28 protein-coding genes and 1 pseudogene are annotated in these 24,153 nt (G+C 36.3%); 18 read left to right on the forward strand and 11 right to left on the reverse strand.

All coding sequences use genetic code 11. The annotated features are described in order from the left end of the window. Positions 1-576, forward strand: coding sequence for a lysozyme (locus tag MKL38_RS04895; RefSeq protein ID WP_270902691.1), 576 nt, complete (start codon positions 1-3; stop codon positions 574-576). Positions 577-662: 86 nt separating this feature from the next. Here the strand turns inward: MKL38_RS04895 and MKL38_RS04900 are convergent, their stop codons facing one another. Beyond that, a complete protein-coding gene (locus MKL38_RS04900; RefSeq protein ID WP_270902722.1) occupies positions 663-1,079 on the reverse strand; it encodes a carboxymuconolactone decarboxylase family protein in 417 nt (138 codons plus the stop codon). Between the two features lie 110 nt (positions 1,080-1,189). Between MKL38_RS04900 and MKL38_RS04905 the strand changes: the two genes are divergently transcribed. Together MKL38_RS04905 and MKL38_RS04910 are read left to right on the forward strand one after the other, a co-directional pair. Beyond that, entirely contained in the window at positions 1,190-1,504 is a 315-nt protein-coding gene (locus MKL38_RS04905) for a winged helix-turn-helix transcriptional regulator (RefSeq protein WP_270902692.1), read from the forward strand. Between the two features lie 601 nt (positions 1,505-2,105). Beyond that, positions 2,106-2,369, forward strand: a complete 264-nt coding sequence (locus MKL38_RS04910) for a hypothetical protein (protein ID WP_005046475.1) — start codon at positions 2,106-2,108, stop codon at positions 2,367-2,369. Between the two features lie 57 nt (positions 2,370-2,426). Here MKL38_RS04910 and MKL38_RS04915 read toward each other — a convergent pair whose 3' ends face one another. Further along, positions 2,427-3,281, reverse strand: coding sequence for a DMT family transporter (locus MKL38_RS04915; RefSeq protein WP_270902693.1), 855 nt, complete (start codon positions 3,279-3,281; stop codon positions 2,427-2,429). Between the two features lie 235 nt (positions 3,282-3,516). Here MKL38_RS04915 and MKL38_RS04920 point away from each other — a divergent pair, with 235 nt between their 5' ends. The 4 genes from MKL38_RS04920 (at position 3,517) to MKL38_RS04935 (ending at position 5,842) form a co-directional block, all read left to right on the forward strand. Next, positions 3,517-4,386 (forward strand): LysR family transcriptional regulator, encoded by an 870-nt coding sequence (locus MKL38_RS04920; protein WP_017388154.1) that lies wholly within the window; start codon positions 3,517-3,519, stop codon positions 4,384-4,386. Between the two features lie 152 nt (positions 4,387-4,538). Beyond that, a complete protein-coding gene (locus MKL38_RS04925; RefSeq protein WP_209831030.1) occupies positions 4,539-4,670 on the forward strand; it encodes a hypothetical protein in 132 nt (43 codons plus the stop codon). A gap of 273 nt (positions 4,671-4,943) precedes the next feature. Beyond that, positions 4,944-5,231, forward strand: a complete 288-nt coding sequence (locus MKL38_RS04930) for a hypothetical protein (RefSeq protein ID WP_005039828.1) — start codon at positions 4,944-4,946, stop codon at positions 5,229-5,231. 248 nt (positions 5,232-5,479) lie between these two features. After that, positions 5,480-5,842, forward strand: coding sequence for a NirD/YgiW/YdeI family stress tolerance protein (locus MKL38_RS04935; RefSeq protein WP_005046479.1), 363 nt, complete (start codon positions 5,480-5,482; stop codon positions 5,840-5,842). A 99-nt stretch (positions 5,843-5,941) separates the two neighbouring features. Here MKL38_RS04935 and MKL38_RS04940 read toward each other — a convergent pair whose 3' ends face one another. Beyond that, positions 5,942-6,448 (reverse strand): GNAT family N-acetyltransferase, encoded by a 507-nt coding sequence (locus tag MKL38_RS04940; protein ID WP_270902694.1) that lies wholly within the window; start codon positions 6,446-6,448, stop codon positions 5,942-5,944. A 77-nt stretch (positions 6,449-6,525) separates the two neighbouring features. On the opposite strand from MKL38_RS04940, the pseudogene MKL38_RS04945 reads away from it, so the two are divergent. Both MKL38_RS04945 and MKL38_RS04950 read left to right on the forward strand, forming a co-directional pair. Next, positions 6,526-6,612 (forward strand): annotated as a pseudogene (locus tag MKL38_RS04945) (hypothetical protein); the annotation flags it as partial. A gap of 34 nt (positions 6,613-6,646) precedes the next feature. Continuing rightward, entirely contained in the window at positions 6,647-7,075 is a 429-nt protein-coding gene (locus MKL38_RS04950; RefSeq protein WP_270902695.1) for a DNA breaking-rejoining protein, read from the forward strand. A 65-nt stretch (positions 7,076-7,140) separates the two neighbouring features. Here the strand turns inward: MKL38_RS04950 and MKL38_RS04955 are convergent, their stop codons facing one another. Together MKL38_RS04955 and MKL38_RS04960 are read right to left on the reverse strand one after the other, a co-directional pair. Continuing rightward, a complete protein-coding gene (locus tag MKL38_RS04955) occupies positions 7,141-8,727 on the reverse strand; it encodes an ATP-binding cassette domain-containing protein (RefSeq protein ID WP_270902696.1) in 1,587 nt (528 codons plus the stop codon). 259 nt (positions 8,728-8,986) lie between these two features. After that, positions 8,987-9,430 (reverse strand): universal stress protein, encoded by a 444-nt coding sequence (locus MKL38_RS04960; RefSeq protein ID WP_004643207.1) that lies wholly within the window; start codon positions 9,428-9,430, stop codon positions 8,987-8,989. Positions 9,431-9,720: 290 nt separating this feature from the next. Between MKL38_RS04960 and MKL38_RS04965 the strand changes: the two genes are divergently transcribed. The 3 genes from MKL38_RS04965 (at position 9,721) to MKL38_RS04975 (ending at position 11,039) form a co-directional block, all read left to right on the forward strand. Then, entirely contained in the window at positions 9,721-9,948 is a 228-nt protein-coding gene (locus MKL38_RS04965; RefSeq protein ID WP_092707156.1) for a hypothetical protein, read from the forward strand. A 176-nt stretch (positions 9,949-10,124) separates the two neighbouring features. Beyond that, the gene (locus tag MKL38_RS04970; protein ID WP_045430822.1) at positions 10,125-10,298 is read left to right on the forward strand and encodes a hypothetical protein; all 174 of its coding nucleotides are present in this window, start codon (positions 10,125-10,127) and stop codon (positions 10,296-10,298) included. Positions 10,299-10,595: 297 nt separating this feature from the next. After that, positions 10,596-11,039, forward strand: coding sequence for an RDD family protein (locus MKL38_RS04975; protein ID WP_092706924.1), 444 nt, complete (start codon positions 10,596-10,598; stop codon positions 11,037-11,039). A 58-nt stretch (positions 11,040-11,097) separates the two neighbouring features. Here the strand turns inward: MKL38_RS04975 and MKL38_RS04980 are convergent, their stop codons facing one another. Continuing rightward, the gene (locus MKL38_RS04980) at positions 11,098-12,273 is read right to left on the reverse strand and encodes a benzoate/H(+) symporter BenE family transporter (RefSeq protein WP_270902697.1); all 1,176 of its coding nucleotides are present in this window, start codon (positions 12,271-12,273) and stop codon (positions 11,098-11,100) included. Between the two features lie 186 nt (positions 12,274-12,459). Between MKL38_RS04980 and MKL38_RS04985 the strand changes: the two genes are divergently transcribed. Beyond that, positions 12,460-12,933 carry an Lrp/AsnC family transcriptional regulator gene (locus MKL38_RS04985; protein WP_209831025.1) on the forward strand — a complete coding sequence of 158 codons (474 nt, stop codon included), beginning with the start codon at positions 12,460-12,462 and terminating at the stop codon, positions 12,931-12,933. A gap of 49 nt (positions 12,934-12,982) precedes the next feature. Here the strand turns inward: MKL38_RS04985 and leuE are convergent, their stop codons facing one another. From leuE to MKL38_RS05000, 3 genes are all read right to left on the reverse strand, one after another. After that, the gene (leuE, locus tag MKL38_RS04990) at positions 12,983-13,633 is read right to left on the reverse strand and encodes a leucine efflux protein LeuE (RefSeq protein ID WP_003652317.1); all 651 of its coding nucleotides are present in this window, start codon (positions 13,631-13,633) and stop codon (positions 12,983-12,985) included. A 73-nt stretch (positions 13,634-13,706) separates the two neighbouring features. After that, positions 13,707-14,696, reverse strand: coding sequence for a transaldolase (gene tal, locus MKL38_RS04995; RefSeq protein ID WP_092706928.1), 990 nt, complete (start codon positions 14,694-14,696; stop codon positions 13,707-13,709). A gap of 130 nt (positions 14,697-14,826) precedes the next feature. Continuing rightward, a complete protein-coding gene (locus MKL38_RS05000; protein WP_209831024.1) occupies positions 14,827-15,720 on the reverse strand; it encodes a LysR family transcriptional regulator in 894 nt (297 codons plus the stop codon). 89 nt (positions 15,721-15,809) lie between these two features. Here MKL38_RS05000 and aceI point away from each other — a divergent pair, with 89 nt between their 5' ends. Beyond that, positions 15,810-16,244, forward strand: a complete 435-nt coding sequence (gene aceI, locus MKL38_RS05005; protein ID WP_004643197.1) for a chlorhexidine efflux PACE transporter AceI — start codon at positions 15,810-15,812, stop codon at positions 16,242-16,244. A 67-nt stretch (positions 16,245-16,311) separates the two neighbouring features. Here aceI and MKL38_RS05010 read toward each other — a convergent pair whose 3' ends face one another. Further along, complete coding sequence (locus MKL38_RS05010) at positions 16,312-17,880, reverse strand: acetyl-CoA C-acetyltransferase (RefSeq protein WP_209831023.1); 1,569 nt, start codon at positions 17,878-17,880, stop codon at positions 16,312-16,314. 235 nt (positions 17,881-18,115) lie between these two features. Here MKL38_RS05010 and MKL38_RS05015 point away from each other — a divergent pair, with 235 nt between their 5' ends. The 3 genes from MKL38_RS05015 (at position 18,116) to MKL38_RS05025 (ending at position 21,771) form a co-directional block, all read left to right on the forward strand. After that, positions 18,116-19,507 (forward strand): 3-oxoacyl-ACP reductase, encoded by a 1,392-nt coding sequence (locus tag MKL38_RS05015; RefSeq protein ID WP_270902698.1) that lies wholly within the window; start codon positions 18,116-18,118, stop codon positions 19,505-19,507. A gap of 78 nt (positions 19,508-19,585) precedes the next feature. Beyond that, positions 19,586-20,440: a MaoC family dehydratase gene (locus MKL38_RS05020; RefSeq protein ID WP_270902699.1), complete on the forward strand. Its 855-nt coding sequence runs from the start codon at positions 19,586-19,588 to the stop codon at positions 20,438-20,440. A 71-nt stretch (positions 20,441-20,511) separates the two neighbouring features. Beyond that, a complete protein-coding gene (locus MKL38_RS05025) occupies positions 20,512-21,771 on the forward strand; it encodes a serine hydrolase domain-containing protein (RefSeq protein ID WP_270902700.1) in 1,260 nt (419 codons plus the stop codon). A 50-nt stretch (positions 21,772-21,821) separates the two neighbouring features. Here MKL38_RS05025 and MKL38_RS05030 read toward each other — a convergent pair whose 3' ends face one another. Beyond that, positions 21,822-22,400 carry a TetR family transcriptional regulator gene (locus MKL38_RS05030; RefSeq protein WP_270902701.1) on the reverse strand — a complete coding sequence of 193 codons (579 nt, stop codon included), beginning with the start codon at positions 22,398-22,400 and terminating at the stop codon, positions 21,822-21,824. 125 nt (positions 22,401-22,525) lie between these two features. On the opposite strand from MKL38_RS05030, the gene amvA reads away from it, so the two are divergent. Continuing rightward, positions 22,526-24,004 carry a multidrug efflux MFS transporter AmvA gene (amvA, locus tag MKL38_RS05035; protein ID WP_270902702.1) on the forward strand — a complete coding sequence of 493 codons (1,479 nt, stop codon included), beginning with the start codon at positions 22,526-22,528 and terminating at the stop codon, positions 24,002-24,004. Positions 24,005-24,153: the final 149 nt, after the last annotated feature.

Consider the following 24,153-nt stretch of genomic DNA (forward strand, 5'->3'; position numbering starts at 1 on the left):
ATGCAAAAAATATTGGATTATCTCCGCAAAATTTTTACTGCCAAGCCTCAGCAAGATGCAACAGAGGATCACCTCATTGCTACGGCAACTGATTATGGCGATGAATTGATTGGTATCGCGGTTGATGAGATGTCTCTTAATGTGGAAGGTGTAAACCAAATCTGTAATTTTGAAGGGTTGAAACTTAGTGCTTATGATGACGGTACTGGCGTCTGGACTATTGGATATGGCACGACGCGATACCCTAATGGTAAGCGTGTAAGTGAAGGAGACCGATGCACTCTTGAGCAGGCTAAAGCTTATATGCAGCATGATTTAAAGATATTTGAGCGTGCAGTAAATAGTTCTGTAAAAGTGCCTTTAAAACAGAATCAATTCGATGCATTAGTCTCTCTAGCTTATAACATTGGGGTAGGCGCCTTTAAACATTCGACCTTACTCAAAAAGTTAAATTCAGGTGATTACACAGAAGCAGCAAACCAGTTTGATGTATGGGTAAATGCAGGCGGTAAGCGTTTGCAGGGGCTGGTTAATCGCCGTGCAATGGAAAAGAAATTGTTTTTATCATCAAAGTAGTTGTCTCAATTTTTTATTAAACTTGGTTAAAAAATCATGAAAAAGCCTCGAGTGCTCAGGGCTTTTTCATATGGAAATTGAATCGATTAACTCTTATCCCCTAAGGTGATTCTGAGTCTGTTTAATGCTCCCATAAGTGAAATGCTGGTGGTCAACTCTACAATCTCTCGTTCATTAAAATGCTCGGCTAAATGAGCTTTTACAGTTTCAATTTTTTCAGATAGAAAAGTGACTGCCTCTGCAAGTTCAAGAGCAAGAAGCTGCTTCTTTGAAAAGACATTCGAGTGTTTATAGCCTGGAATTTTATCAATGACTTCTTGGCTTACTCCCATATCTCTTAATTCTTGAGCATGAAAAGCGCAGCAGTAAGCACAGCCGTTGATTTGTGACACATACAACTCAGCTAAAGCAACTATTTGAGGATCAATGCCAGAGGTTCGTATAGATGCATGTGCTGAGTACAAATGATTAATCGTTTTTTTAGCAACTTCTTTATATTCCATCATATAGACCAGTTTTTTCGTAATAAAAAACTATTATTCATCACTAGGTATCGATTGTAAATTAGGCACTATTTTGTTATATAGGTATATTTTTTATACCTAATTAAACAATGAAAGATAATATTTCTGGCTGTTCTGTAGAAGAGGCAATGACAGTATTGGGTGGTCGTTGGAGAATGTTAATTATTTCATTTCTCATCGAAAGACCTATGCGTTTTAATGAGTTAAGACGGGCAATTCCTAATATTTCTCAAAGAATGTTAACTTTAGAGTTACGTTTTCTTGAAGAAGAAGGTTTTATTAACAGAGAAGTTTTTGCGGAAGTTCCTGTTAAAGTTGAGTACTCATTGACTGAAGATGGTAGGAAATTAAATGGTTTAGTTGAGATGCTAAAAGAAGTTGGCTCTTGGCTAAAAGTAAGATAGTGCAGTTTATTTTATAGTTTTATTTACTTTGTTTCAGCTCACGCCGAGATCGTATTGTCATCATTTTGACTGGATCATTTATACAAGTTTTAGGCGTAAAAAAGCCTGATGCTACGAATCAGGCTTCAGTATTCATCGACAATAGGAGTTGATGAACAAGACCAATCTAACAGACCTGCTCTATAAAGGCAAACCAATGGTCGACCGAACAGTTCATATAGGCATAATTTTCTCAAATTATAGGCATTAAAAAAGCCCTTGCTCGAAAGCGAAGGGCTTAGTCGTTCATTGATCTAGCAATGAACTATATAAGGCTCATCTCATACTAAGTGCAGTATATCTGAAATTGAAGCAACAAAGAAGAAAACATTACGAATAGTTATTTAAAACTTCTTAATTATTCATATAGTCTTTTAATAGGCTTAACTAAAGTGTTTGAAAGGTGCTTAATATTTGATTAGCTAATTTTTATCTTTAAAAAAGTATTCTAGTTTTAACCAAATATACACACTTAAACAATTAGTTGAAAAAAGTTTCCATAATCTCATCAAATAGCATGTTAAGTTTTTCTCAATCATAAAAATTTAAAAAGGATTGAAGCATGAAATTTTCATATCAGGATCTTGATGGAAAGAACGTTGAAGTAGTGTGTGAAAGTTATATTCATATACCGTCAGGAACAGCAATAAAATCTACAGAAGCTGGCAATTATCATCTTACTGAAAACTTCAGTTTCTTTAAGAAAACTGAAGCTGATTCTATACCTATCTACCGATTTGCGATTGACCAAAATTTTAATGTTTTTAACAGTGATGAATTACCCGCATTAGCTCAAATCGGCACTGACTGGAAAAAATTGGTTTAAGTTGGTATTCAAAAATAAAACCCTCAACCGAGGGTTGCCCCCTAAAATCTTTAAGAATTATTTCTTTTTAAATACGAGCATTATGCCTAGCAAAATTGCAATCATGCCAATTACACCTGCTAGTGGTAACTTATTTTTTAAAATTAGAAAATCTAAAAGTGCAGTCACGATAGGAACCAGATAGAACAGGCTTGTCACATTTACAATATTACCCTGACTTAGAAGTCGGTAAAGTAAAAGCTGAGCAACTACAGAAATTAAAATTCCAAGAAATAAGACTGAAATAATCAGTTGTGAATTCCATGTTATTTCAAAATGTTCAAAAGGTACTATAAATAAGCAGACGATAAGACTGATGACATATTGTAGCGGTAAGACATCTGTAGGGGCTTGTTGAATGTTCTTTTGCATGATGGCCCCAAAAGTTATACAGATTAGGGCAGCCAAGGCAAACAGCACACCAATAGGAGCAATAAAAGACATTGTCAGGCTTTTCCAGACTAAAAGTATGAGCCCCGCTAAAGAGATGCATAATCCTAACAGTCTTTCTTTTTGCCAATTCTTTTCCATAAGGCAAAGCGTGAGTATAGGCTGTATTCCCATAATTGTTGCCATTAAGCCAGGAGTGACTCCATGGGCCATGGCTTTAAAATAGCAAATTGAATAACCTGCAATAATAAGTAGCCCAGTGAGCAAAACTTGTTTTCGAGTTCCATGTTTGGGTAAAAGTCTTTTTCTAAAAAGAGCAAGTACAAACAGAACAATCAAAGCAGTTGAAAAACGCAGAATTAATAATGCTATGGGCGAGGCATTATCTAACCCCCATCGAGTAAAAATTGCGGCACTACCCCAGAGTAAAACAAAAGCGGATGTTGCACTTTGTGATGCAAGCATCTGTTTATTTAGGCGCATAAAACCTCCTCCTAGTGTGTAATACCTAAGAAATACGAAGTGATAAAATTGTTAGTAAATGCAGTTATTAATGTGTTGTTCAGTCATTAATCATGTACTGATCTTGGTTAAAATTGTGGATAGGACAAATAAATCGCTTTGAACTTATTATGATTTCAGTATGGGAGAGAGAATATGTAAAGAAAAGCGCATAATTCTTTTATATACTATTTGAAAATCGAATAGATAAATTGTAATGACTTTAAAAAACCTACAAATTGATTGGCTGAAGTGTTTTGTCACAGTAGTAGATACTGGCTCATTGTCAAATGCAGCACCTGAGCTTTATCGTTCACAATCTGCTGTTAGTATGCAATTGAAAAAACTAGAAGAAGCTCTACATTGCCAACTTTTAATACGAACGCACCGACAAATTGAATTAACCTCTCAAGGACAACTACTTTTAGGTTATGCGCGCCGTATTCTCGATTTACATGCAGAAGCACAAATGGCATTTCATGGAGATGAGTTGAAGGGCCGTATACGCCTTGGAGTACCCGATGATTATGCTGCTAAATATTTAACACCCGTACTCAAGCGTTTTGCACCGCGTTATGGAGGGGTTGAAATTGAGTTGATCTGTGAGCAATCTACATCTTTAATTCCGCGGGTAGAAAGTGGTGATATAGATTTGGCATTAATATCGAGAGACAACACTCGTCAAGGAACACTTTTATTCCATGAACCGATGGTGTGGGTAGGGTCTCCACAGTTTGAACTTTGGCGAGAAGACCCACTTCCAATTGCAGTTTACGAAAGTACGAGCCAAGCCAAAAAGAGCGCTATTCATTCTTTAGCATTACAAGGGCGCCGTTATCGTGTGGTCTACAACAGTTCAAGTTTAGCGGGCCAAATTGCAGCAGTTGAAAGCGGTTTAGCAATCGCTGTGTTTACGCAATGTAGCGCGCCTGAGCATTTAACTATATTAGGTGCAGATCATGGCCTCGGACCTTTAGAGCCGATGGAAGCTGCGGTTTATCGGAGTAGGTCATCGTTAGAGTCGAAGGCTGTAGATCACTTATATGAATTACTCATTAAAACGCTCAGACACTCAGTTAACGTTTAATGGTCAAATCTTAAGTTGATATTTAAATGTAAAACTAAAGAGCTTTACATTTTTGCGCTAAATCTACAAAAAAGCCTAGAAACGTATGCTGATCGTAAAACGAATAAAAAGTATTTATTAACTCACTATCTGAACAATTCATGAGGCGAAGTATGACAAAAATTATGGCTACCTTAGGTTTGGCTGCGATTATTTCTTTAAGTGTGAGCGCTTGCCAAGGTGAAAATGATACAAAACAGCAAGATAAAACGACAACACCTCATTCAATAGACAAAGATTCATGATCTATATGAATGCTTAGGCCCATCGTAAGATGGGTTTTTTTATATCTTTTTATTTTTACTCTAAAGTGTGATTTGTAACTCACAATATTTATTTTTAATGGTGCTGTTCAAAATATGTTGACTAATATGCTAGGTTTTAAATATATTTAAATCCAACACCAATCATTTTAAATATAACTCTATATTTAAAGTAAATTGGTTCAAATGCCATCAGATCAGAAATTTAACCTTTAAATTTGATTATAAAAATATTAATTAATCAAGGAGGTGGGTATGGACGCTAAGTTTCATTCTGAAAATGAATATGGCTTTATTCTAGACATATTGAATACTTATGTTGTGGTAAAGAAGACATTAAAAAATGATCATTATCCTTATGATTCATTTGGTTATCTTCTTGCTCTTTATCAACCTTTAAAAGTCTATATTCCTCAGCTTCCACATCCGAAAATCTATATTGAGATTGGTGGAATTTCATATGACCGAATGATTGTGATGCAAACAACAGACGAGACGGAAGCCATGAATGTTTTATTGGATTTAGGGCAACTTGTTGTTTAACCATTAATTGATATTTTTAATGCTGAGTTCAATTTACTTAAGAAAAACGTTTTCTTAAGTAAATTAACGAAAAAACTAAATGCTCAAAATGATTGTTGAAAGAGAAAACTTAAACAGATTATTTGGTGTTTCTATTTATCCTCATTAAACAAAGACTTTAATAAGATACAAAAAACCACAAAAGCTAAATCTATAAGTTTAAAAGAATTTGTTTATATAACTAAGAACATTAAAAGTAGGTCATCGTAATGAAAAAAATATTCTTAGCCACACTCACTGGGTTGGCTTTATTGGGTAGCAATGCGGTATTGGCTAAACCAGATGCTGCCTTATTGAAAGAAGCGACAAAAAATGTAGTCACTGTGTCTAAAGCAAAAACCTTGGCTGATGAGTCTGGTGTTACGTTAACAGGCACCATTGTAAAGCATATTGCTGGTGATCATTTTGAGTTTAAAGATGCAACTGGGTCAATTGTAATTGATATAGATGATGACTTATGGAAACCTTTACAACTAAAAGCCGGAGATAAAGTCCGTGTTGTGGGAGAGGTGGATACACATAGAGTTAAGCCAACTGATATTGAAGTTTTTAAGATTGAAAAAGTTAAATAAAATCTGAAAATTTAGGTTAATACTACTTAGATATATCGAAAACATTAAAAAGAGAACTCCTGCAAATAGGAGTTTTCTTTTTAACGACGGTAATTTTTATTATTGTGTTGCATTAAATGCCTCATGATAGCTTACATATCCTTTAGCAATCTTGCCTGAAAAACTTAAGGCTTGGAAATATTCACTTGGTACATCGGGCAAAATTAGCTCAGGATAGGTTTTAAAACCAAATCGGCTGTAATAGTTGGGATCGCCCAGTAAAACACATCCTTTTGCACCTAGTTTTTTTAATTTATCTAGTGATTTATTCATCAGAAGCGAGCCAATACCAACCCCTTGTTTATTTGGATGAACAGAAATAGGGCCTAAACCATACCAACCCATTTCCCCTGAACTCATTTGAACAGGAGAAATAGCAACATGTCCTATAACAGCGCTATCTTCAATCGCGACTAGAGAGATGGTCAATTGTCCGTGGTTTCTTAAACTACTCACAATAAAATGTTCTGTATGACTGGTGTGCTCAGCATTTTCAAATGCTGCTTTTGTTAGTTTTTCTATTGCTTCAACATCCTCATTTCGTTCATCACGAATCGTAATATTCATTAAAATTCTTCCTTATTTATTGACCAATCATATGCTTTAATTTTTTAAATAAGTAAAACTGTAATTTAGATTTCTAAGATACTTTATTTGTTATTGGTTATAAAAAACAACTACTACTCATCAAAATCATACATAAAGTAAAATTTTATAAAAATTATTTTTAATATAATAATTTAAAAATAATTTGAGGATTAAAAATTGAAAAAAATCATTAAAACTTTATTATTATCTACACTGATTTCAACTACATCCTTCACTGTTTTAGCTAAAAATATTGAGCAAAAAGTTAATTTTTTACAAGGTTCAACACATACCACATTAACTGGAAAATTTCAGGGCTATGATGATGTAAGGTACAGGGTTTATGCAAAGAATGGACAAGTATTAAAATTTAATATTAATAGTCTTGGTAATCTAGCCTATGCCAATATTTTTGCACCAGGTAAAAAACCAGGTAAAGATAATGCATTATTAATTGGCTCAACTATAGGATCGAAAGGAGAACTTACTTTGCCAGTTGATGGCGATTATATTATTCAAGTTTATCAAATGCGTAATAGTGCTCGTAAAAATAAAACTGTGAAATATAGTCTCGATGTCGAATTATTAAATAAAGTAAAAAAATAATATTTTATAAAATTTACTAGCTTTCATATGAGAGCTAGTAAATTTGAAAATGATAGAGATAGTCACTATTCGGTTAAAGAAAATGACTCGTAAATGCCACAACTTTCAACAAACATTTGATCATGTGAAACTAGTAATACAGCACCTTCATAACTCTGAATGGCACTAGCTAATAATTCTCTCGATTCAATATCTAAATGATTTTCGGGTTCATCTAATAACAGGAGTTCAGGTGTAGGTTCTATCTGGCTAAGGGCCAATAAAGCTACTTTTAGTTTTTCACCCCCACTTAGTTGCGACAAGAGATAAGTACTTTTATCACCGCGAATTCGGAGTTGGCCTAATAAATTTCTCCATTCCAATTCTGAAAGCTCATTATTCATGTGGGTTAAATTCTCAATAACAGACATTTCATCACATAAAAAGCTAAAGTTTTGATCGAGATAAAAGCACTCTACAAATAATTGAATGCTGTCACAGGACTGATTCTTCTGTGCATTGATTGCTTTAAGCAGCGTTGACTTTCCAATACCATTTTGACCCGTTATGTGAATTTTTTCGGCTGCATGTGCAGCTAAATCTATAGGTTGTTGAGTCCCATAGTTCAGTTTGAGTTTCTTAATTCGAAGAATCTCTCCAGATTTTTTATGAAAAGTGGGGAAGACAAACTGTTGTGGTTTGACGGTTTCAAGACGCATTTTTTTGTCTTTTAACTCGTTTTGACTATTTGAAATTTGTCGTTGATGCTGTGACTGTATAGCCGCAATACTTTGGCCCGCTTGTTCCTTTTTAAAGTCGAGCAAAATTTTGGCTTGAGAGTTTGATTCTCTTAATTTATTGCCAGCACGTTCACGTTTTTGAGCGTTCATTAATACATCATGTTGCTTTTGCTTCATATGTTTAACATCACGTTGGCTTTGTTGAAAAGCTTGCTCTAAAGCTGCAACATGAGTTTGATATTGCTCGTCAAATTTCTCATAGTTTCCGGTTGTGTGATGTAAACCATGTTCATTTAAGTGATAGATATGGTCTACCTCATTTAACAAAGTGCGGTCATGACTAATGATAAGTGCACCTGCTGGGTGTCTTCTTAAATGGTCAATTAACCATTTTCTAGAGTCTTGATCTAAATGATTGCTAGGTTCATCAAGAAGTAAGTAGTGATCTGATTTTAAAAATAAACAGCTTAAGGCCAACTTGGTTTTTTGACCTTCACTTAAGTTTTTAACTGGAAAGTCTAAATCAGTGGGCAAATGAGCGGATTCTAAGACGGTATTCCATAAGGTAGGTAAATCCCATTTGCCTTCCAGTAAATCATAATCATTGAAACTGGCAACACCTTGCTCAACTCTTTTAAAAGCTTGATAAATGTCTAAGATATCTAATGCTTTAGCTATGGTCAGTCCCGTTAACCGATGCAGTTGAGGTAAATAAGCATGTTTTACATGCCAAGATATTTGTCCAGATGTAAGAATTGAATCTGCTTTAAGCGTCTGATTTAACATTTGCATAAGCAAAGATTTACCTTGACCATTACGGCCAATTAAGGCAGACACCTGATTCGATTCAAGGCTAAAATTTAGTTGTTTAAACATGACTTTAGATGAAAATTCTAAAGTCAGCTGTGATATTACACATGCCTGCTGAGTCATAAAAACCTCATAAATACAGGATGTACAAAATAGGAAAAAGCAGTTTTAAGCAGAGACGTTAAATCACAAAAAATAGTCTATTTTGCACATCAAAAAAAGAAAAAATGATGAGAAAAAAGACTTACTTCATTGGCGTGACTCACGAAATTGAAAGAATAAGAAACTATTCTATCTGGGTTTTTGGCTATTGTAAAATTTATGCAATCTACTTTGTTAAAAACCCAATCATTGGATTGGGTTTTTTGCATCTAAAAAAAGTTTATTCTTTTACAACCAATACCTGAATTTTGGTACTGTTTAAAACATCTTGAGCAAAACTACCCAAAATAAGTTTTTGGAAGCCTTTGCGACCATGAGAACCAATTACAATCAAATCGGAACCTAAGCCTTCTACAGCTTTTAAGATACCATCTGAAGAAATTTCACCTTGGATAATCTGAGTTTCGGCATCAATACCTTCTTCGGCGCATAAAGCTTTTACTTTTGCGAGAGTTTTTTCTGCATTGGCACGTGCTTCAACAAAATAATCTTTTACAACAGGTGAGATGTAATAAAAATCTACGCCGCTAAAAGGATCTACCGCAACTAAGCTAATAGCGGTCAATTTACTCCCAAATGCCTTTGCAATATGAGCTGCTTGTCTTGCTGCTGCTAAAGAAATTTCAGAACCATCGACAGGTACAATAATATGTTGGTAATTCATAATGTTATTCCTCTTATTTACAGTTGTTATATGTATGAAGCATTTATTAATTAAAGATTAACATATTTCATTCTCGGTAAACATCTATTCGACTAAAGGAAAGAAAAATTAAATAAAATTACTTTAAATCAATTGGTTGTGTTTATTCTTATATTGATTGTGATGGAGTTTAAGAGCTATTGCTGAATAATTGATAATATTTACATGAAAATTACAAAAAATTACCGTTCATATTTCTGTCATATAGAAAACGTATAACAAAATAGTGAACTAAGGGGAGAGTGATGAAGATGGCTGATTTAACAGCAAAGAAAATCAATAAACTCATTGAAGAGTTTCGTCAAACAGGTAAAGAACCCGAAAAATTAGTCGTTGGTTATAAAACGTATGCCAGACTGATGACCGAAGATAAATTTGCAGAAAAAGTTGTCCCTTCATTAGAAGATTCAAAAGAGCGGTTATATAAAAATTTAAAAATTAAACTTGTGACTGAAAAGCATTACTTTGAAATAAAATAAAATTTATGTGAAATGCATCACTGTTTATTAAAGTAAAGTAACACTAAATAAGTTTAATAACATGATTATTGTATGATGAAACAAATTAATAGTGTAACCAACATTTGAAAACAGCAATCGTTTATAAACTCGATAGAATAAATTGCTTTTATTTTTAAGTAGTGGAATAAATCGAGATGCCAACACTCAGTGTAATTATATTTTATGTTTTAACTATATTAGGTAGTGTAGCTATTGTTTATGGATTAGTCAGTTTAATTGTTTTTTTAATTTTTATTGGATTAGCTCTATTGTTTGCAGCATTATTATTAAAAACAGAATTTAAATTAGATATTTTGTTCTGGAGATAAATATAATATGTATTTATATTTTTAATTGTCTATAAAACTGTTTCAATAGAGCTGAAACGAAAAATTTCAGTTCTAAAAAAGATTAAATTAGTTTTTATGGTGAATATTGATGTAATAACGTTTTTTTGATCGAAATTATTACAATAAAATATAAAATATAAAATATAAAATATAAAATATAAAAGTAGAAAATTTTAAATTTATTTAAGTATTTAAAAATAAAAAAGTTTCATTTAGGATAAAAGTAAAATTGTAAAAGCGTTTGTAGCTATTAAACAATAACAAAGCGAGGTGAGCATGACTTATAAGTATGAGTATGCAGGGTTCTGGTTAAGATTTGGTGCAATGATTATTGATACTCTTATTCTTTTTTTGGCAATTATTCCTGCGGCATGGATTTTTTATCAGGGGGATTATGACTTAGTCTTTGCCACAGGCTTAAGTGCGAAACCACAAAATTATGGGTTTGATTTAATCGTGAACTATGTATTTCCTTTATTGTATTCAATTTTATGTTGGCTGTATTTTGCAGGTACTCCAGGTAAACGATTGATGCGATTAAAAGTTTTAGATGAAAAAACAGGCAATAAGCTAACAGTCATGCAGAGTATTATTCGATACATTGGCTACATTCCATCAATTTTAGTATTTGGTATTGGTCTTTTTTGGGTCGCATTTGATGCTAAAAAACAAGGTTGGCATGACAAAATGGCGAAGTCAGTTGTAGTGAGAGAGCTATAAGAAATAAGATGAAAAAGCGTTCATAGCATTGAAAATAGGGACTATGAACGCTTTTTTATTAACTTTTTTTGACTTTAAGTTTTAAAATAAAATATACAACAACACCTACAATAAGTCCCCAAAAGGCCGATCCGATACCGAAAAATTGAATGCCCGAAGCACTACATAAAAAGGTAAATAATGCAGCTTCACGATCTTCAACCTGAGCAAATGCGATTGCAATGTTGTGGCTGATCGTACCAAATAATGCAATGCCAGCTAAAGCTACAATAAAGATATGTGGAAAAGACATGAGTAAGCTTGTTAGTGTCGCAGCAAACAAGCCCATTAAAATGTAGAAAAAACCACAGCTCATGCCTGCAATATATCGTTTACTTGGGTCAGGGTGGACTTGATCATCTAAGCTTACAGCAGCACTAATCGCAGCAATATTTACGCTATAACAACCAAAAGGTGCAAGCACAACTTGGGTTAAACCTGTCCAGCCAATCAGTTGATTAACATGCGGTTTATAGCCATAACTCTTGATCATGGCAATTCCGGGTAAATATTGCGAAGCCATGCTAATCACAAAAAGTGGTAGAGCTAAGCCCAAAAGTGCTGACCAGCTAAATTCTGGACTAATCCAAACAGGTTTAGCCAAAGACCACTGAAGTGTAGGCATATGAAATTCTAAAAAGACAGGGCACAGGGCAATACCCGCAAGTGCTGTGAATACAATGCTATAGCGGGGCCATAATCTTTTTGTAATGATATAAATGACCAGTAAAGATAAAACGAATTCCCAATCATTTTGCAAACTGGCGAACAGGGAAATACCAAATTTGAGTAAAACACCTGCAAGCATGGCACTGGTTAAGCTTTGAGGAATATATGAAAGTGCTTTTTGAAATATACCTGAAAAGCCTAAAATAGCAGTCAGTAAACCACCAACTAAAAAAGCACCAATCGCTTCATTTATACTATAGCCACTGCCGGTTGCCATAATTAAAGCAAGGCCTGCGGTTGACCATGCTGTCGCTACAGGATATTTAAATTTCCAGGAAAGTATGAATCCTGATAAACCAATACCTAAGCCTAAAGCCCAAAACCATGAGGTGATTTGCTCGGGTGAAGCTCCTAAAGCTTGAGCCGCCTGAATCACTAAAATGGCCGAAACACTTATACCTATTAAAAAAGTGATAAAGCCAGCAAATACGGCCGGAATTGAAAAATCTCGAAGAATCTTTTGCATAGCTAAATGTTCTAAATCCCTGAAAAATTAATATGTTTCTGTCTTTGCTTTCAGCTAGGTAAATCTAACAATTTTTTTAAAGAAGGTGCTTTCTATTTTTAACTTAAAATAGAAATAATATTTTCAAAATATTGAATAATGCTATTATTCCTTTCTTAAATAATACTAAATTGGGGATATTCTTTTATGGAAGAACAGACTGAAAATTTGACAGTGCTTGAACTTAAAATTATGCGTGCTTTACAAGAAAATGGGCGCTTAAGTAATGCTGAACTGGCCAAACTTGTAGGTATAAGTACTTCTTCTTGTTGGAATCACACACAGCGTCTTTTTAAGATTGGGGCAATTCTAGATGTACGCGCTCGGATTAATCCGAGTATGGTGCAGCGTGATACGGTGGTGCTAGTCGGTGTGGTTTTGGACCGTTCAACGCCTGATAGCTTTCGAGCATTTGAACAAGCGGCGGGTGATTTGGAGAATGTTCTAGAATGCTATCTGGTTGCTGGAGAAGTCGATTATTTTTTAAAAATTCGTGTTAAAGATTTAGCTGCTTTTAACCGATTTCATAGTGAAAAAATTATTGCTTTACCGGGGGTAAGACAAGTTAGAACATTTTTTGTGCTCAATGAAGTTAAAACAGATGGCATGCTGGCATTTTAGCAGTTCATTATGTTTTAACTTTATAATGCAAAAACTAGGATAAAGATTATTAGATTGTTGAGGTTGCCAGTTTTAAACCGAATCCGAAAAATAGAATCCCTACTAAAAAAATACTACTTGCTGCAATTTTATGGTTCTGTTTAAAAAATGCTGAAAGTTTAATTCCAGAGAAGATTAATGCAGTTAAATAACTAAAGCTAATCACCTGTAAAATAATCGCTAAAATTAAAAAGCTTAGTGCGGGATAGGCATAGTCAGGTTCAACAAATTGAACAAAGAAAGATAAGAAAAATAAAATCGCTTTCGGGTTGAGTAAACTGATACTTAATGCTGTTTTATAAGGATGAATTTTATCTAAAGCTGGTAAATCAGCCATTTCAGGTTGTGGTTGATTACGTTGTTTCCAGCGTTGAATACTGCCTTGTAAGAGCTTAAAGCCTAAATAAGACAGATAAAGTGCACCTGTTAATTTAAGAATAACAAATACCCATGGGAATGCTTTTAATAAAGAGGCTGCACCCAGTACGGTACAAAGCATTAAAATAAGATCACCGGTAAAAATACCTAATGCACCCATATATCCAGTTTTAATGCCATAACGTGAAGCAATTGACATCACATAGAGAGAATTGGGCCCCGGCAATAACACAATTAGGAATGTACCAATAATATATGTTGTTAAATCTGTTATGCCGAACACGATAAACCCAATAAAAAACCGATTTTTGCCATGATAACAAAAATCGGTGATTTTGTATGAAAAGTGAAGTTTTTTAAGGTTTAATTTCCGCATCAATTCCAAAAGACTGACGCAATAAAAAACTTAATTGGTCACGAGCTTTAATAAAGCCATCAACACCACCTTGTAAAAGTTGGAATGCCATTAAGTCATGGTTAAGTTCATCTTTAAAACTTTGCTCATCTTGAGCTGGTCTAACAATAGCATCTGCTTGCTTTGATTTAGTTGCATCAAGAGCTGCATCAACTGTACGTGTATCTTGCTCGAGCTGGGTAAGTAAGCCTGGAGAGATCGTTAGCAAATCACAACCAGCAAGTCCAAGAACTTGATCGATACTACGGAAGCTCGCACCCATCACTTGAGTCGGGATATTTTGCTGTTTGTAATAGGTGTAGATTTTTTTAACTGAAACGACACCTGGGTCTTTTTCGATTGGGTAAGAATCTACACCTTCAGCTTTTTTGTACCAGTCTAGAATACGACCTACAAATGGTGAAATTAAAGTTACTTTTGCATCTGCGCATGCTTGAGCTTGATGTAATCCGAAAAGCAGAGTGAGATTACAAGCAATCCCTTCAGCTTCGAGTACTTTCGCGGCTTGAATACCTTCCCAAGTCGACGCAATTTTAATAAGAATACGTGACTGATCAATACCATAACCTTTGTAAAGTTCACATAATTCATGAGCTTTTTGAATGGTCGCTTCCGTGTTATATGAAAGTGCAGCATCAACTTCAGTCGAAACGCGACCTTCAATCAGTTTTAAAATTTCTACACCAAATTTTACGGTTAAAATATCAATGGTTCTTTCAATCAACTCATCGTTGCTATAGCCTTCTTCTTTGGCTTGATAATAAGCATCTTCAATGAGTTCTTTACTTTCTGGTTGTTCTGCTGCTGCCGTAATCAATGAAGGATTAGTCGTCGCGTCTAATGGACGAAATTTACGAATTGCATCAAGGTCGCTACTGTCGGCAACAACGGTCGTTAGTGTTTTTAATTGGTCAAGTGCTGTATGAGTCATTGATATTCAACATCTTCAGTAATAAATCTTATATTTTCTTTATAGCACAAAGTCTATTCATACTGTCGATATATCAATTGTTATATTTCAAAGAAAAACGTTTAGGTTCTACATCTAAATTGAAATAATTTTAAGGGATCTGTTGCATTCGTTGCTTACGGATATGTTCAATAAGGAATCTGGCAGCGGCACCGAGCTCACTTTCACGACTCCATACCAAATCTACGTAATATTCAAATCTTGGAGTGAAATCTAATAAATTCAATATTTTAAGCTTGTTTTTAAGTTCAGGATTTTCTTTAAACATTTCTTGAGGAAGAACACCCCAGCCCAGATCACGTAAAATCATTAAGCAAGCAGAGTGGTGGTTATCTGTACGCCAGTAATGTTTCGAAAAAAGTAATTCGGGTTTTAATGTCTCATCTCGACTTGCCACAACAATTTGTCGTGTTGTGAGGATCTGTTCATAAGAAACCTGATTTTGGCTTGCGAGTGGATGACTATTTGAAATAACTGGAATTAAAGCCTCAGGTTTGAGCTCTACAAACTGTTCTCTGTTATCTAGATGCTCACGTTCAAACATGAGTGCAAGTTGGGCAGAACCATCTAACAACATTTGAAGGGCATCTTCTTGAGGGGCAGAAACAATATTAATTTGTAGGTCAGGGAAACGACCCTCTAAAAGGCAAATATAATCGGTCCAGTTGGTGTGTAGTAATTCGGAAACAATCACAATGGTTAAGTTAGCTTCTAATCCTGTGCTTAACGCATGGGCATGTTGTTTCCATTGATTCATCTCAATCAAAAGCTGAGAAGTCTTTTCATATAACACCCGTGCTTCGTCAGTAGGGACGGGCTCACGACCTTTACGATCAAATAAGGTTAAGTCCAAATCAATTTCTAAGTTGGCAATAGACATGCTTACAGCCGAAGGAACTTTTCCAAGTTTACGTGCTGCTGCTGAAAACGAACCAGTTTCTATAACGGCCTGAAACATGAGTAATTGTTCTTGATTAATATTCATCTGTCAAAAAAACTGAAAGAACCTGATTGGATTAATCAATATTATAAAAATAAAATGCACATTATCCAAGTATTATTGAGTATTTAAAAATGTTGATTTCCAAGAGAAGGATCATTCATGCAATCAGTTATGAAGGAATTTTATTGGTCATCATTGCGATTGCATTAAGTTTTATTTTTGATATGCCTATGGACGTAACCGGAACACTCGGTGTGTTTATGGCAGTGGTTTCTGTTTTTTGGAATATGATTTTTAACCACTACTTTGAGAAAGTAGAGCATAAATATAATTGGGAACGAACAATCCCTGTAAGGATTTTGCATGCGGTTGGTTTTGAAGGCGGTTTGCTGATTGCAACAGTGCCGATGATTGCTTATATGCTACAAATGAATGTCATTGATGCGCTTATTTTAGATATTGGTTTAACCTTATGTATTTTGGTCTATACCTTCATTTTCCAATGGTGTTATGACCATATCGAAGATAAGTTTTTCCCTGAAGCAAAAGCTGCCTCACTGCACTAAATTTATAAATCCTAAAATCAAATAAGCACCCAAATGGGTGCTTATTTTTTGTAGTTAGATGTAGAAATTATTTCTCTACAATTGCAACTACACCTTCACCGCCAGCAGTACAGATAGAGATTAATGCGCGGCCTGAACCTTTTTGATTAATCAATTTAGCAGCAGTTGCCAAGATACGGCCACCAGTTGCAGCAAATGGATGGCCCGCACCTAAAGATGAGCCATTTACGTTAAGTTTAGAGCGGTCAATTGAACCTAAAGGTGCATCTAAACCAAGACGTTCTTTACAGAATTTTTCGTCTTCCCATGCTTTAAGGGTAGACAATACTTGAGATGCGAACGCTTCATGGATTTCGTAGAAATCAAAATCTTGAAGTTTAAGATTAGCGCGCTTAAGCATACGAGGTACTGCATAAGCAGGAGCCATCAATAAGCCTTCTTTAGGACCATTTTTACCAATGAAGTCCACAGCAGCGGTTTCAGAGAAAGAAAGGTAAGCTAAAACTTCATGACCGTTTTCTTTTGCCCATTCTTCAGAAGCAAGTAACACAACAGATGCACCATCAGTCAACGGAGTTGAGTTACCAGCTGTCATTGTTGCAGTTTCGCCTTTACCGAAAACAGGCTTTAATTTAGCAAGTTTTTCAACTGTGCTGTCTGCACGTAAGTTGTTGTCACGGTTAAGACCTAAGAATGGAGTGATTAAGTCATCAAAGAAACCGCGCTCATAAGCAGCAGCAAGTTTTTGATGGCTGCTTGCAGCGAGTTCGTCTTGAGCTTCGCGAGTAATACCCCATTCTAATGCAGTAATTGCTTGGTGTTCACCCATTGAAAGGCCAGTACGTGGTTCACCATTGCTTGGCGCATCAAGAAGCTTTTTAAAATCAATTTTTGTTAATGCTTTAAGACGGTCTTTACCAGTTTTAGCAACATTGAGCTCAAGTAAAACTTTACGTAAGCCATCACCAACAGCGATTGGGGCATCAGAAGTGGTGTCTACACCGCCTGCAATACCTACATCAATTTGACCAAGCGCAATTTTGTTAGCAACAACAAAAGCAGCTTGTAAACCTGTACCACAAGCAATCTGAATGTCGTAAGCTGGAGTTTCAGGAGCAAGATCAGTGCTCAATACAACTTCACGAGTCATATTAAAGTCACGGCTGTGTTTTAAAACAGCACCAGCAACGACTTCACCAATACGCTTACCTTGTAAGTTAAAGCGCTCAACCAAACCATTCAGTGCTGCTGTCAGCATGTCAGAATTCGATGCTTTAAAATAAGCAGTATTTGAACGTGCAAATGGAATGCGGTTGCCACCAATAATTGCAACGCGGCGAACAGTGTTTTGGCTCATGGTTTTATCCTGTTGAACAGAAGTTTTGGTTTTTGTTGCTTTTGGTGCTGCAGCTACATTAGAAGATGTAGAAGGGGGTGCAGAAGCAGCGCTCTTATTACGAGGGCTTCGTGCAGGTGCAGTCGTTGAACGAGTACGTGTCGTTTTTTGTGTATTAGTTGCTGCTTTAGGAGTAGTGCTGTTACGCTTAGCCGTGTTAGAAGCCGACTTTGATGTATTTGACACTTTTTCCTGAGCAGAATTCTCGACTGCTGGATTTTCTTGAGTTGTTTTGCTCATAAGGCTTTTCCAAGCATATTAACGATATTCTTATACGCTACCTTAACACAATTCAAATAGACCTGTATTGACTAGAATGACATTGTAGATAGCATTCAGGTCAAGACATCAAAAGATCAACTCAAGTATGATTTGGGATGACTCTAATGAACGACTGCTTTCATACTGTTTCTCCGCATTTCCTAACATAATGAAGCCTGTCGTAGAAAATTCATTTCTTTGAGAGATAATAATCATGACTGATCAATACCAAGCATTTACACAATCTCCTATTGGTAAATTTGTTGTTAAAAATCTGGGTTTACCATCACCAGTTGCATTAGAGCGTTTTGAAAGTGCTCAGCCAGTAGTGAATGGTGCAGTATTGGTTGGCGCGGCGCCGTCAAGTGTATTGTCTGGCGCGATTGCACAAGTACTTAGCAATATTCATGCAGATAGTTATGTTGGCAATAATGTTGCACTACAACAAGACGCTGCAAAAGTTGGTTTAAATTTACGCCCATTCAATGCAGGCGACAAAGAATCAAAATTCAAAGCAGTAGTATTTGATGCTTCTGGTATTCAAAACTCAGAACAGTTAAATGAGCTTTATAAATTCTTTAACCCGATTGCACGTCAAGTTGCGACTTCTGGGCGTGTTATTGTGATTGGTACAACACCTGAAACTGCAAAAACTGTAAAACAGGCGATTGCTCAGCGTGCTCTTGAAGGTTTTATCAAGTCTGTAGGTAAAGAATTTAAAAAGGGTATTACTGCTCAAGTTGTATATGTAGATGAAGGTGCTGCTGCGAACCTTGAATCAACTTTACGCTTCTTACTTTCTCCGCGTTCGGCTTATGTATCTGGTCAAGTTGTTCGTGTTTCTAAAGCAGACGTCGTTGATGCTGATTGGGCAAAACCACTTGCTGGTAAAACTGCATTAGTAACCGGTGCAAGCCGTGGTATTGGTGAGGCAATTGCACATGTATTGGCGCGTGATGGTGCTCATGTCATTTGTCTAGATGTACCTCAGCAGCAAGCTGATCTTGACCGTGTAGCAGCTGACATTGGCGGTTCTACATTGGCAATTGACATTACAGCTGCCGATGCTGGCGAAAAAATTAAAACTGCTGCTGCAAAACAAGGCGGTTTAGATATTATCGTCCATAATGCGGGTATTACTCGTGACAAGACTTTGGCAAATATGAAGCCTGAGCTTTGGGACTTGGTAATTAACATTAACTTGTCTGCTGCTGAACGTGTAAATGACTACTTGTTAGAAAACGATGGTCTAAATGCAAATGGCCGTATTGTTTGCGTATCATCAATTAGTGGTATTGCAGGTAACCTTGGTCAAACGAACTATGCTGCATCTAAAGCAGGTGTGATTGGTTTAGTTAAATTTACTGCACCTATTCTAAAAAATGGGATTACCATTAACGCAGTAGCTCCTGGTTTTATTGAGACACAAATGACTGCTGCGATTCCATTTGCAATTCGTGAAGCTGGTCGTCGTATGAACTCTATGCAACAAGGCGGTTTACCTGTTGATGTAGCAGAAACGATTGCATGGTTTGCATCAACTGCATCTACAGGCGTAAATGGCAACGTGGTACGTGTGTGTGGTCAAAGCTTGTTAGGCGCTTAAGCACTCTTAGCTAAAAAATAGGGGGTGCTTGGGCATCCCTTTTTCATTAAAGAATCTATAAATTATAAAAGGTTAGGTATGAATACTCGTCATTTTAGCCAGCTACCAAAAGCGGCATTGGCTTATCCAAAAGTTGTGCAAGGTTTAATCTTTAAAAAGCCTAAAGGGCCAAAAATCTTGCCGCAAGTTGAATATGTTGTTGATAGCCTCGAGATTGATCAACAACATTTAAAAGCTTACAACGAAGTATGTGGCTTTAAAAATAATGGCTTTGTACCTGCGATTTATTTGGCTGTGCTTTCTCAAAGTTTGCAAATGCACATGATGACGGCAGAAGCTTTTCCATTTCCGATTTTAGGTTTAGTCCATATTCGTAACCAGATTAAACAAACCAGACCGATTGGTGTAACTGAAAAATTAACCCTGTCATGTAAATTTGGGGAACTAAAACCGCATGATAAAGGTGTTCAGTTTGACTTTATTACCACGGCAAAAGTTGGCAACGAAGTAGTTATGGAAGGCTTAACGACTTATTTATCTCGCCAAAAAGTTGAGAAAAGAGTCGGCGAGAAAGCTAAAGAAGAGCAGGCCCCAGCTTATGTGCCAAAGGCCCAGTGGGATATTTTAGAAAACACAGGCCGCCGTTATGCGAAAGTGTCAGGTGATTTCAACTTAATTCATATTCATGCCATTACTGCAAAAGCATTTGGCTTTAAGCAAGCAATTGCACATGGCATGTGGAGCAAAGCTAAAGCACTAGCGAATCTTGAATTACCAAATGCTTATGAAGCAGATGTGTGGTTTAAGCTGCCAATGTTCTTACCTTCAAAAGTTGAGTTTTTAACTGCCAATGCAGACAAAAAGACTGATTTCTTGATTCGTAATACGAAATCACAAAAACCTCATGTTGCAGGAACTGTAAAAGCATTATAAAAATATCAGCAGCCTGAACAGGTGTTTGGGCTGCTTTTGAGCAAAATAACAAAAAATGCAAGGAACTTCATGTGATTAAAGAGATTTTACTGGCCGATACCCATAACTATCACGGTATTTTAGATGAACGTTTTATTGATTTAGCCCACCAATTTAGCCGTCTTCAAGATGCTAGAACAGGACAAGGTGGAGCTGCATTAGCGGTTTATTTTAGAGGCCAGAAAGTTGTAGATATCTACACCGGTCTAAAATCACAAAATGAAGCATGGCAACCTGACACTTTGGCTGTTTGCTACTCTACAGGTAAGGGTGTACTAGCAACTTTAGCTCACATTGTAGTAAGTGAGGGTTTTTTAGAATACGACAAACCGATTTCGACTTATTGGCCTGAATTTGCACAAAATGGTAAAGAGCAAATGACATTGCGTCATGTGCTAAGCCATCAAAGCGGTATGTTTGATATTCGAAATACTATCGAAAGTGCGAGAGAAATGCTGGACTGGTCACACATGTTAGATGTGGTCGCGGCTGTTAAACCAAGATTTGTCGCGGGAGAGGGCAATGCGTATCAAGCTTTAACATTTGGTTGGCTTGTGGGCGGCGTGCTTGAAAAAGCAACTGATCAATCTTTATATCAGCTCATGCAAAAATATCTGGTCGAACCGTTGCAGTTAGATGGTGCATATTTTGGAACGCCTGCAAGTGAGTTAGATCGTGTAGCACGTCTAATTATTCAACCAAAGCCAGAAAAACCAGCATCCACTCAAGTTGAAAAAGTAAAAAAGCCGCAGCCGCGCAAAAGTTCACTCTCTGAAAAAATGATTACGTGGACTGGACAAGACCCGCAAGATTTTCAGGATGCTATGATTCCAAAAGGAATGAAGCACTTTAGTTTCTTTAGTGATGAAGGGTTGCAAGCTGTTATTCCGGCAGCAAATGGGACATTTACTGCAAGTAGCCTTGCCAAAATTTATGCGATGCTGGCAAATCACGGCGAATGGGATGGACAACAACTGATTCGCCCAGAAGTATTTAAAGAATTGAGCACCATCCAAAGTTATGCACGTGATCGTGTTATGCCAATTCCAATGAATTGGCGTTTAGGTTATCACCGTATTATTACCATGGGTAAGCGTGCTAAAAATGGTTTTGGGCATATTGGCTATAATGGCTCAGGTGCATGGTGTGACCCTGAACGTGATCTTAGCTTTGCTTATACCCATAACTTTCAGATTGGGTCAATAACGGGTGACTATCGTTTGTGGGGGCTTACTCAAGAAGCTTTACGTTGCACCGACCAAATTTTAAAAGGCCGAAAAGGCTGGTTCTAAATTCTGTACTTTCAAAAATGCTGGTATTTGAATAAATGCCAGCTCTACGCTTATAACAATTCTAAGCGAATAATCGCTTCGGTATGACGTTTAAAATCTTCTTCAGCTAAACCTTGTAATCCAAGTTTATAAATACCTTCTAGACCGCATACAAAAGCAATCAAACGCCAAGCAATGTCTGTTGAGTTAGATAGAGTTTTAAACTCACCGTCTTTTTTGCCGCGTTCAATGGCTTGAACAATCGTTTGATGCCAGCTTTGCATGGCCAAGTTATAAGCTTTTTGTATTTCTATATCTTGTTCAATCAAGAGTTCAGCTTCATTCCATAATCGTAAGTAAGGTTGAAGTCTGTCTATGTTTTCCGCACCTAACAAGATAAAGAGCCTTTGAAATTGGCTAGTGGTTTGTAGGGTTTGTTCAATTTCATCCAGCTGTTCCATAAGCTTTAAAAAAGCTTCAGCTTTTAAATGAGATGCCGACGAAAAGTGATGATGAACTTGTCCAGTAGAGGTTTGGGCTTCACTTGCGATTCTACGTACCGTCATGGCTGTAAAACCTTCAGCCAAAGCAACTTGCATGGCAGCTTGCAGAATCATTTCTCTGCGTTGATCACGATTAAGATAGGCCATGTTTATTTCACCTGACTGAATTCGAGACAAACTACATTAAAATTTAAAGTTGGACAAGTGTCCAATTGCGTATATAATAACCGTAATTTGAACACATGTCCAAGTTTTGGATATCGAAGAGCGTTATGCAAAAGAAATGGTTAATTCTGACAATCATCGTCCTTATTTATTTGCCGGTTACAATTGATGCAACAGTGATGCATGTTGCAACACCATCTTTAAGTGCAGCATTGAATTTAACTGCCAATCAGCTTTTATGGATCATTGATATTTATTCACTGATTATGGCAGGTTTGATTTTGCCGATGGGTGCACTCGGTGACCGTATTGGCTTTAAAAAATTATTATTTATTGGAACTGCAATTTTTGGAGTCGGTTCACTGGCAGCTGCTTTTTCACCAACAGCCTATGCCTTAATTGCTTCCCGTGCTCTTTTAGGGCTAGGGGCAGCCATGCTTATTCCAGCAACTTTATCGGGAATTCGAAATGCTTTTACCGAAGAAAAGCAAAGGAATTTTGCACTTGGCCTTTGGTCGACAGTAGGGGGCGGTGGTGCCGCTTTTGGTCCATTAGTGGGTGGTTTTTTACTAGAGCATTTCCATTGGGGAGCAGTATTCCTCATCAACATCCCAATTATTTTGGTTGTTCTGGTCATGATTGTCATGATCATTCCTAAGCAGGAAGAGAAAACCGACCAGCCAATTAATTTAGGCCAAGCTTTAGTGTTGGTTGTGGCGATTTTAAGTCTGATCTATTCAATCAAATCGGCCATGTACAACTTCTCAGTACTTACAGTCGTGATGTTTGTAGTTGGAACAAGTGCTTTAATTCACTTTATTCGTAGCCAAAAAAGAAGTGCGACTCCAATGATTGATTTGGAGTTGTTTAAACATCCAGTCATTTCTACCAGTATTGTTATGGCCGTTGTTTCAATGATTGCTTTGGTCGGCTTTGAATTACTCTTGTCTCAAGAATTGCAGTTTGTGCATGGTTTTTCTCCATTACAAGCAGCCATGTTTATTATTCCATTTATGATTGCAATTAGTTTAGGTGGTCCATTGGCAGGAATCTGTTTAAATAAATGGGGACTTAGACTTGTATCTACTGTTGGGATTTTAATAAGTGGCTTTAGTCTATGGGGGCTTGCCCAGCTTAACTTTTCGACCGATCACTTTTTAGCATGGACGTGTATGGTCTTTTTAGGTTTTAGTATTGAGATTGCTTTACTGGCTTCTACTGCTGCGATTATGTCTTCTGTACCACCAAACAAAGCAAGTGCAGCAGGTGCGATTGAAGGGATGGCCTATGAGTTGGGTGCTGGTTTAGGTGTCGCTATTTTTGGTCTAATGTTGTCTTGGTTTTATAGTCGCTCAATTATTTTGCCAGAAGAGCTTCCGACGAACTTAATTGAAAAAGCGAGTATTTCGATTGGTGAAACCATGCAATTGGCTTCTAACATTGAAAGTCCTTTGGGAGGACAATTAGTTGCAGTTGCTCAGCAAGCTTTTAGCTATGCACATAGTTGGGTACTTACAATCTCAGCCATTTGTTTCTTCCTTTTAACTGTATTTGTCTGGTTTAGTTTTCCAAAGAAAGTGAGTTAATGATCTAAACAAGCTTAACAGTCATGGAAAAAGAGAGAAAAATTTCTCTCTTTTTCTTGTTATAAATATAATTTTTAAATACACATAAATTGATAAAGCTTTCTTCATCTCAGAATATTATTAGTTATTTAGTTCTCATAAAAAAATTA

The organism is Acinetobacter sp. AOR14_HL, assembly GCF_027855175.1.
GTDB classification, from domain to species: Bacteria; Pseudomonadota; Gammaproteobacteria; order Pseudomonadales; family Moraxellaceae; genus Acinetobacter; species Acinetobacter calcoaceticus.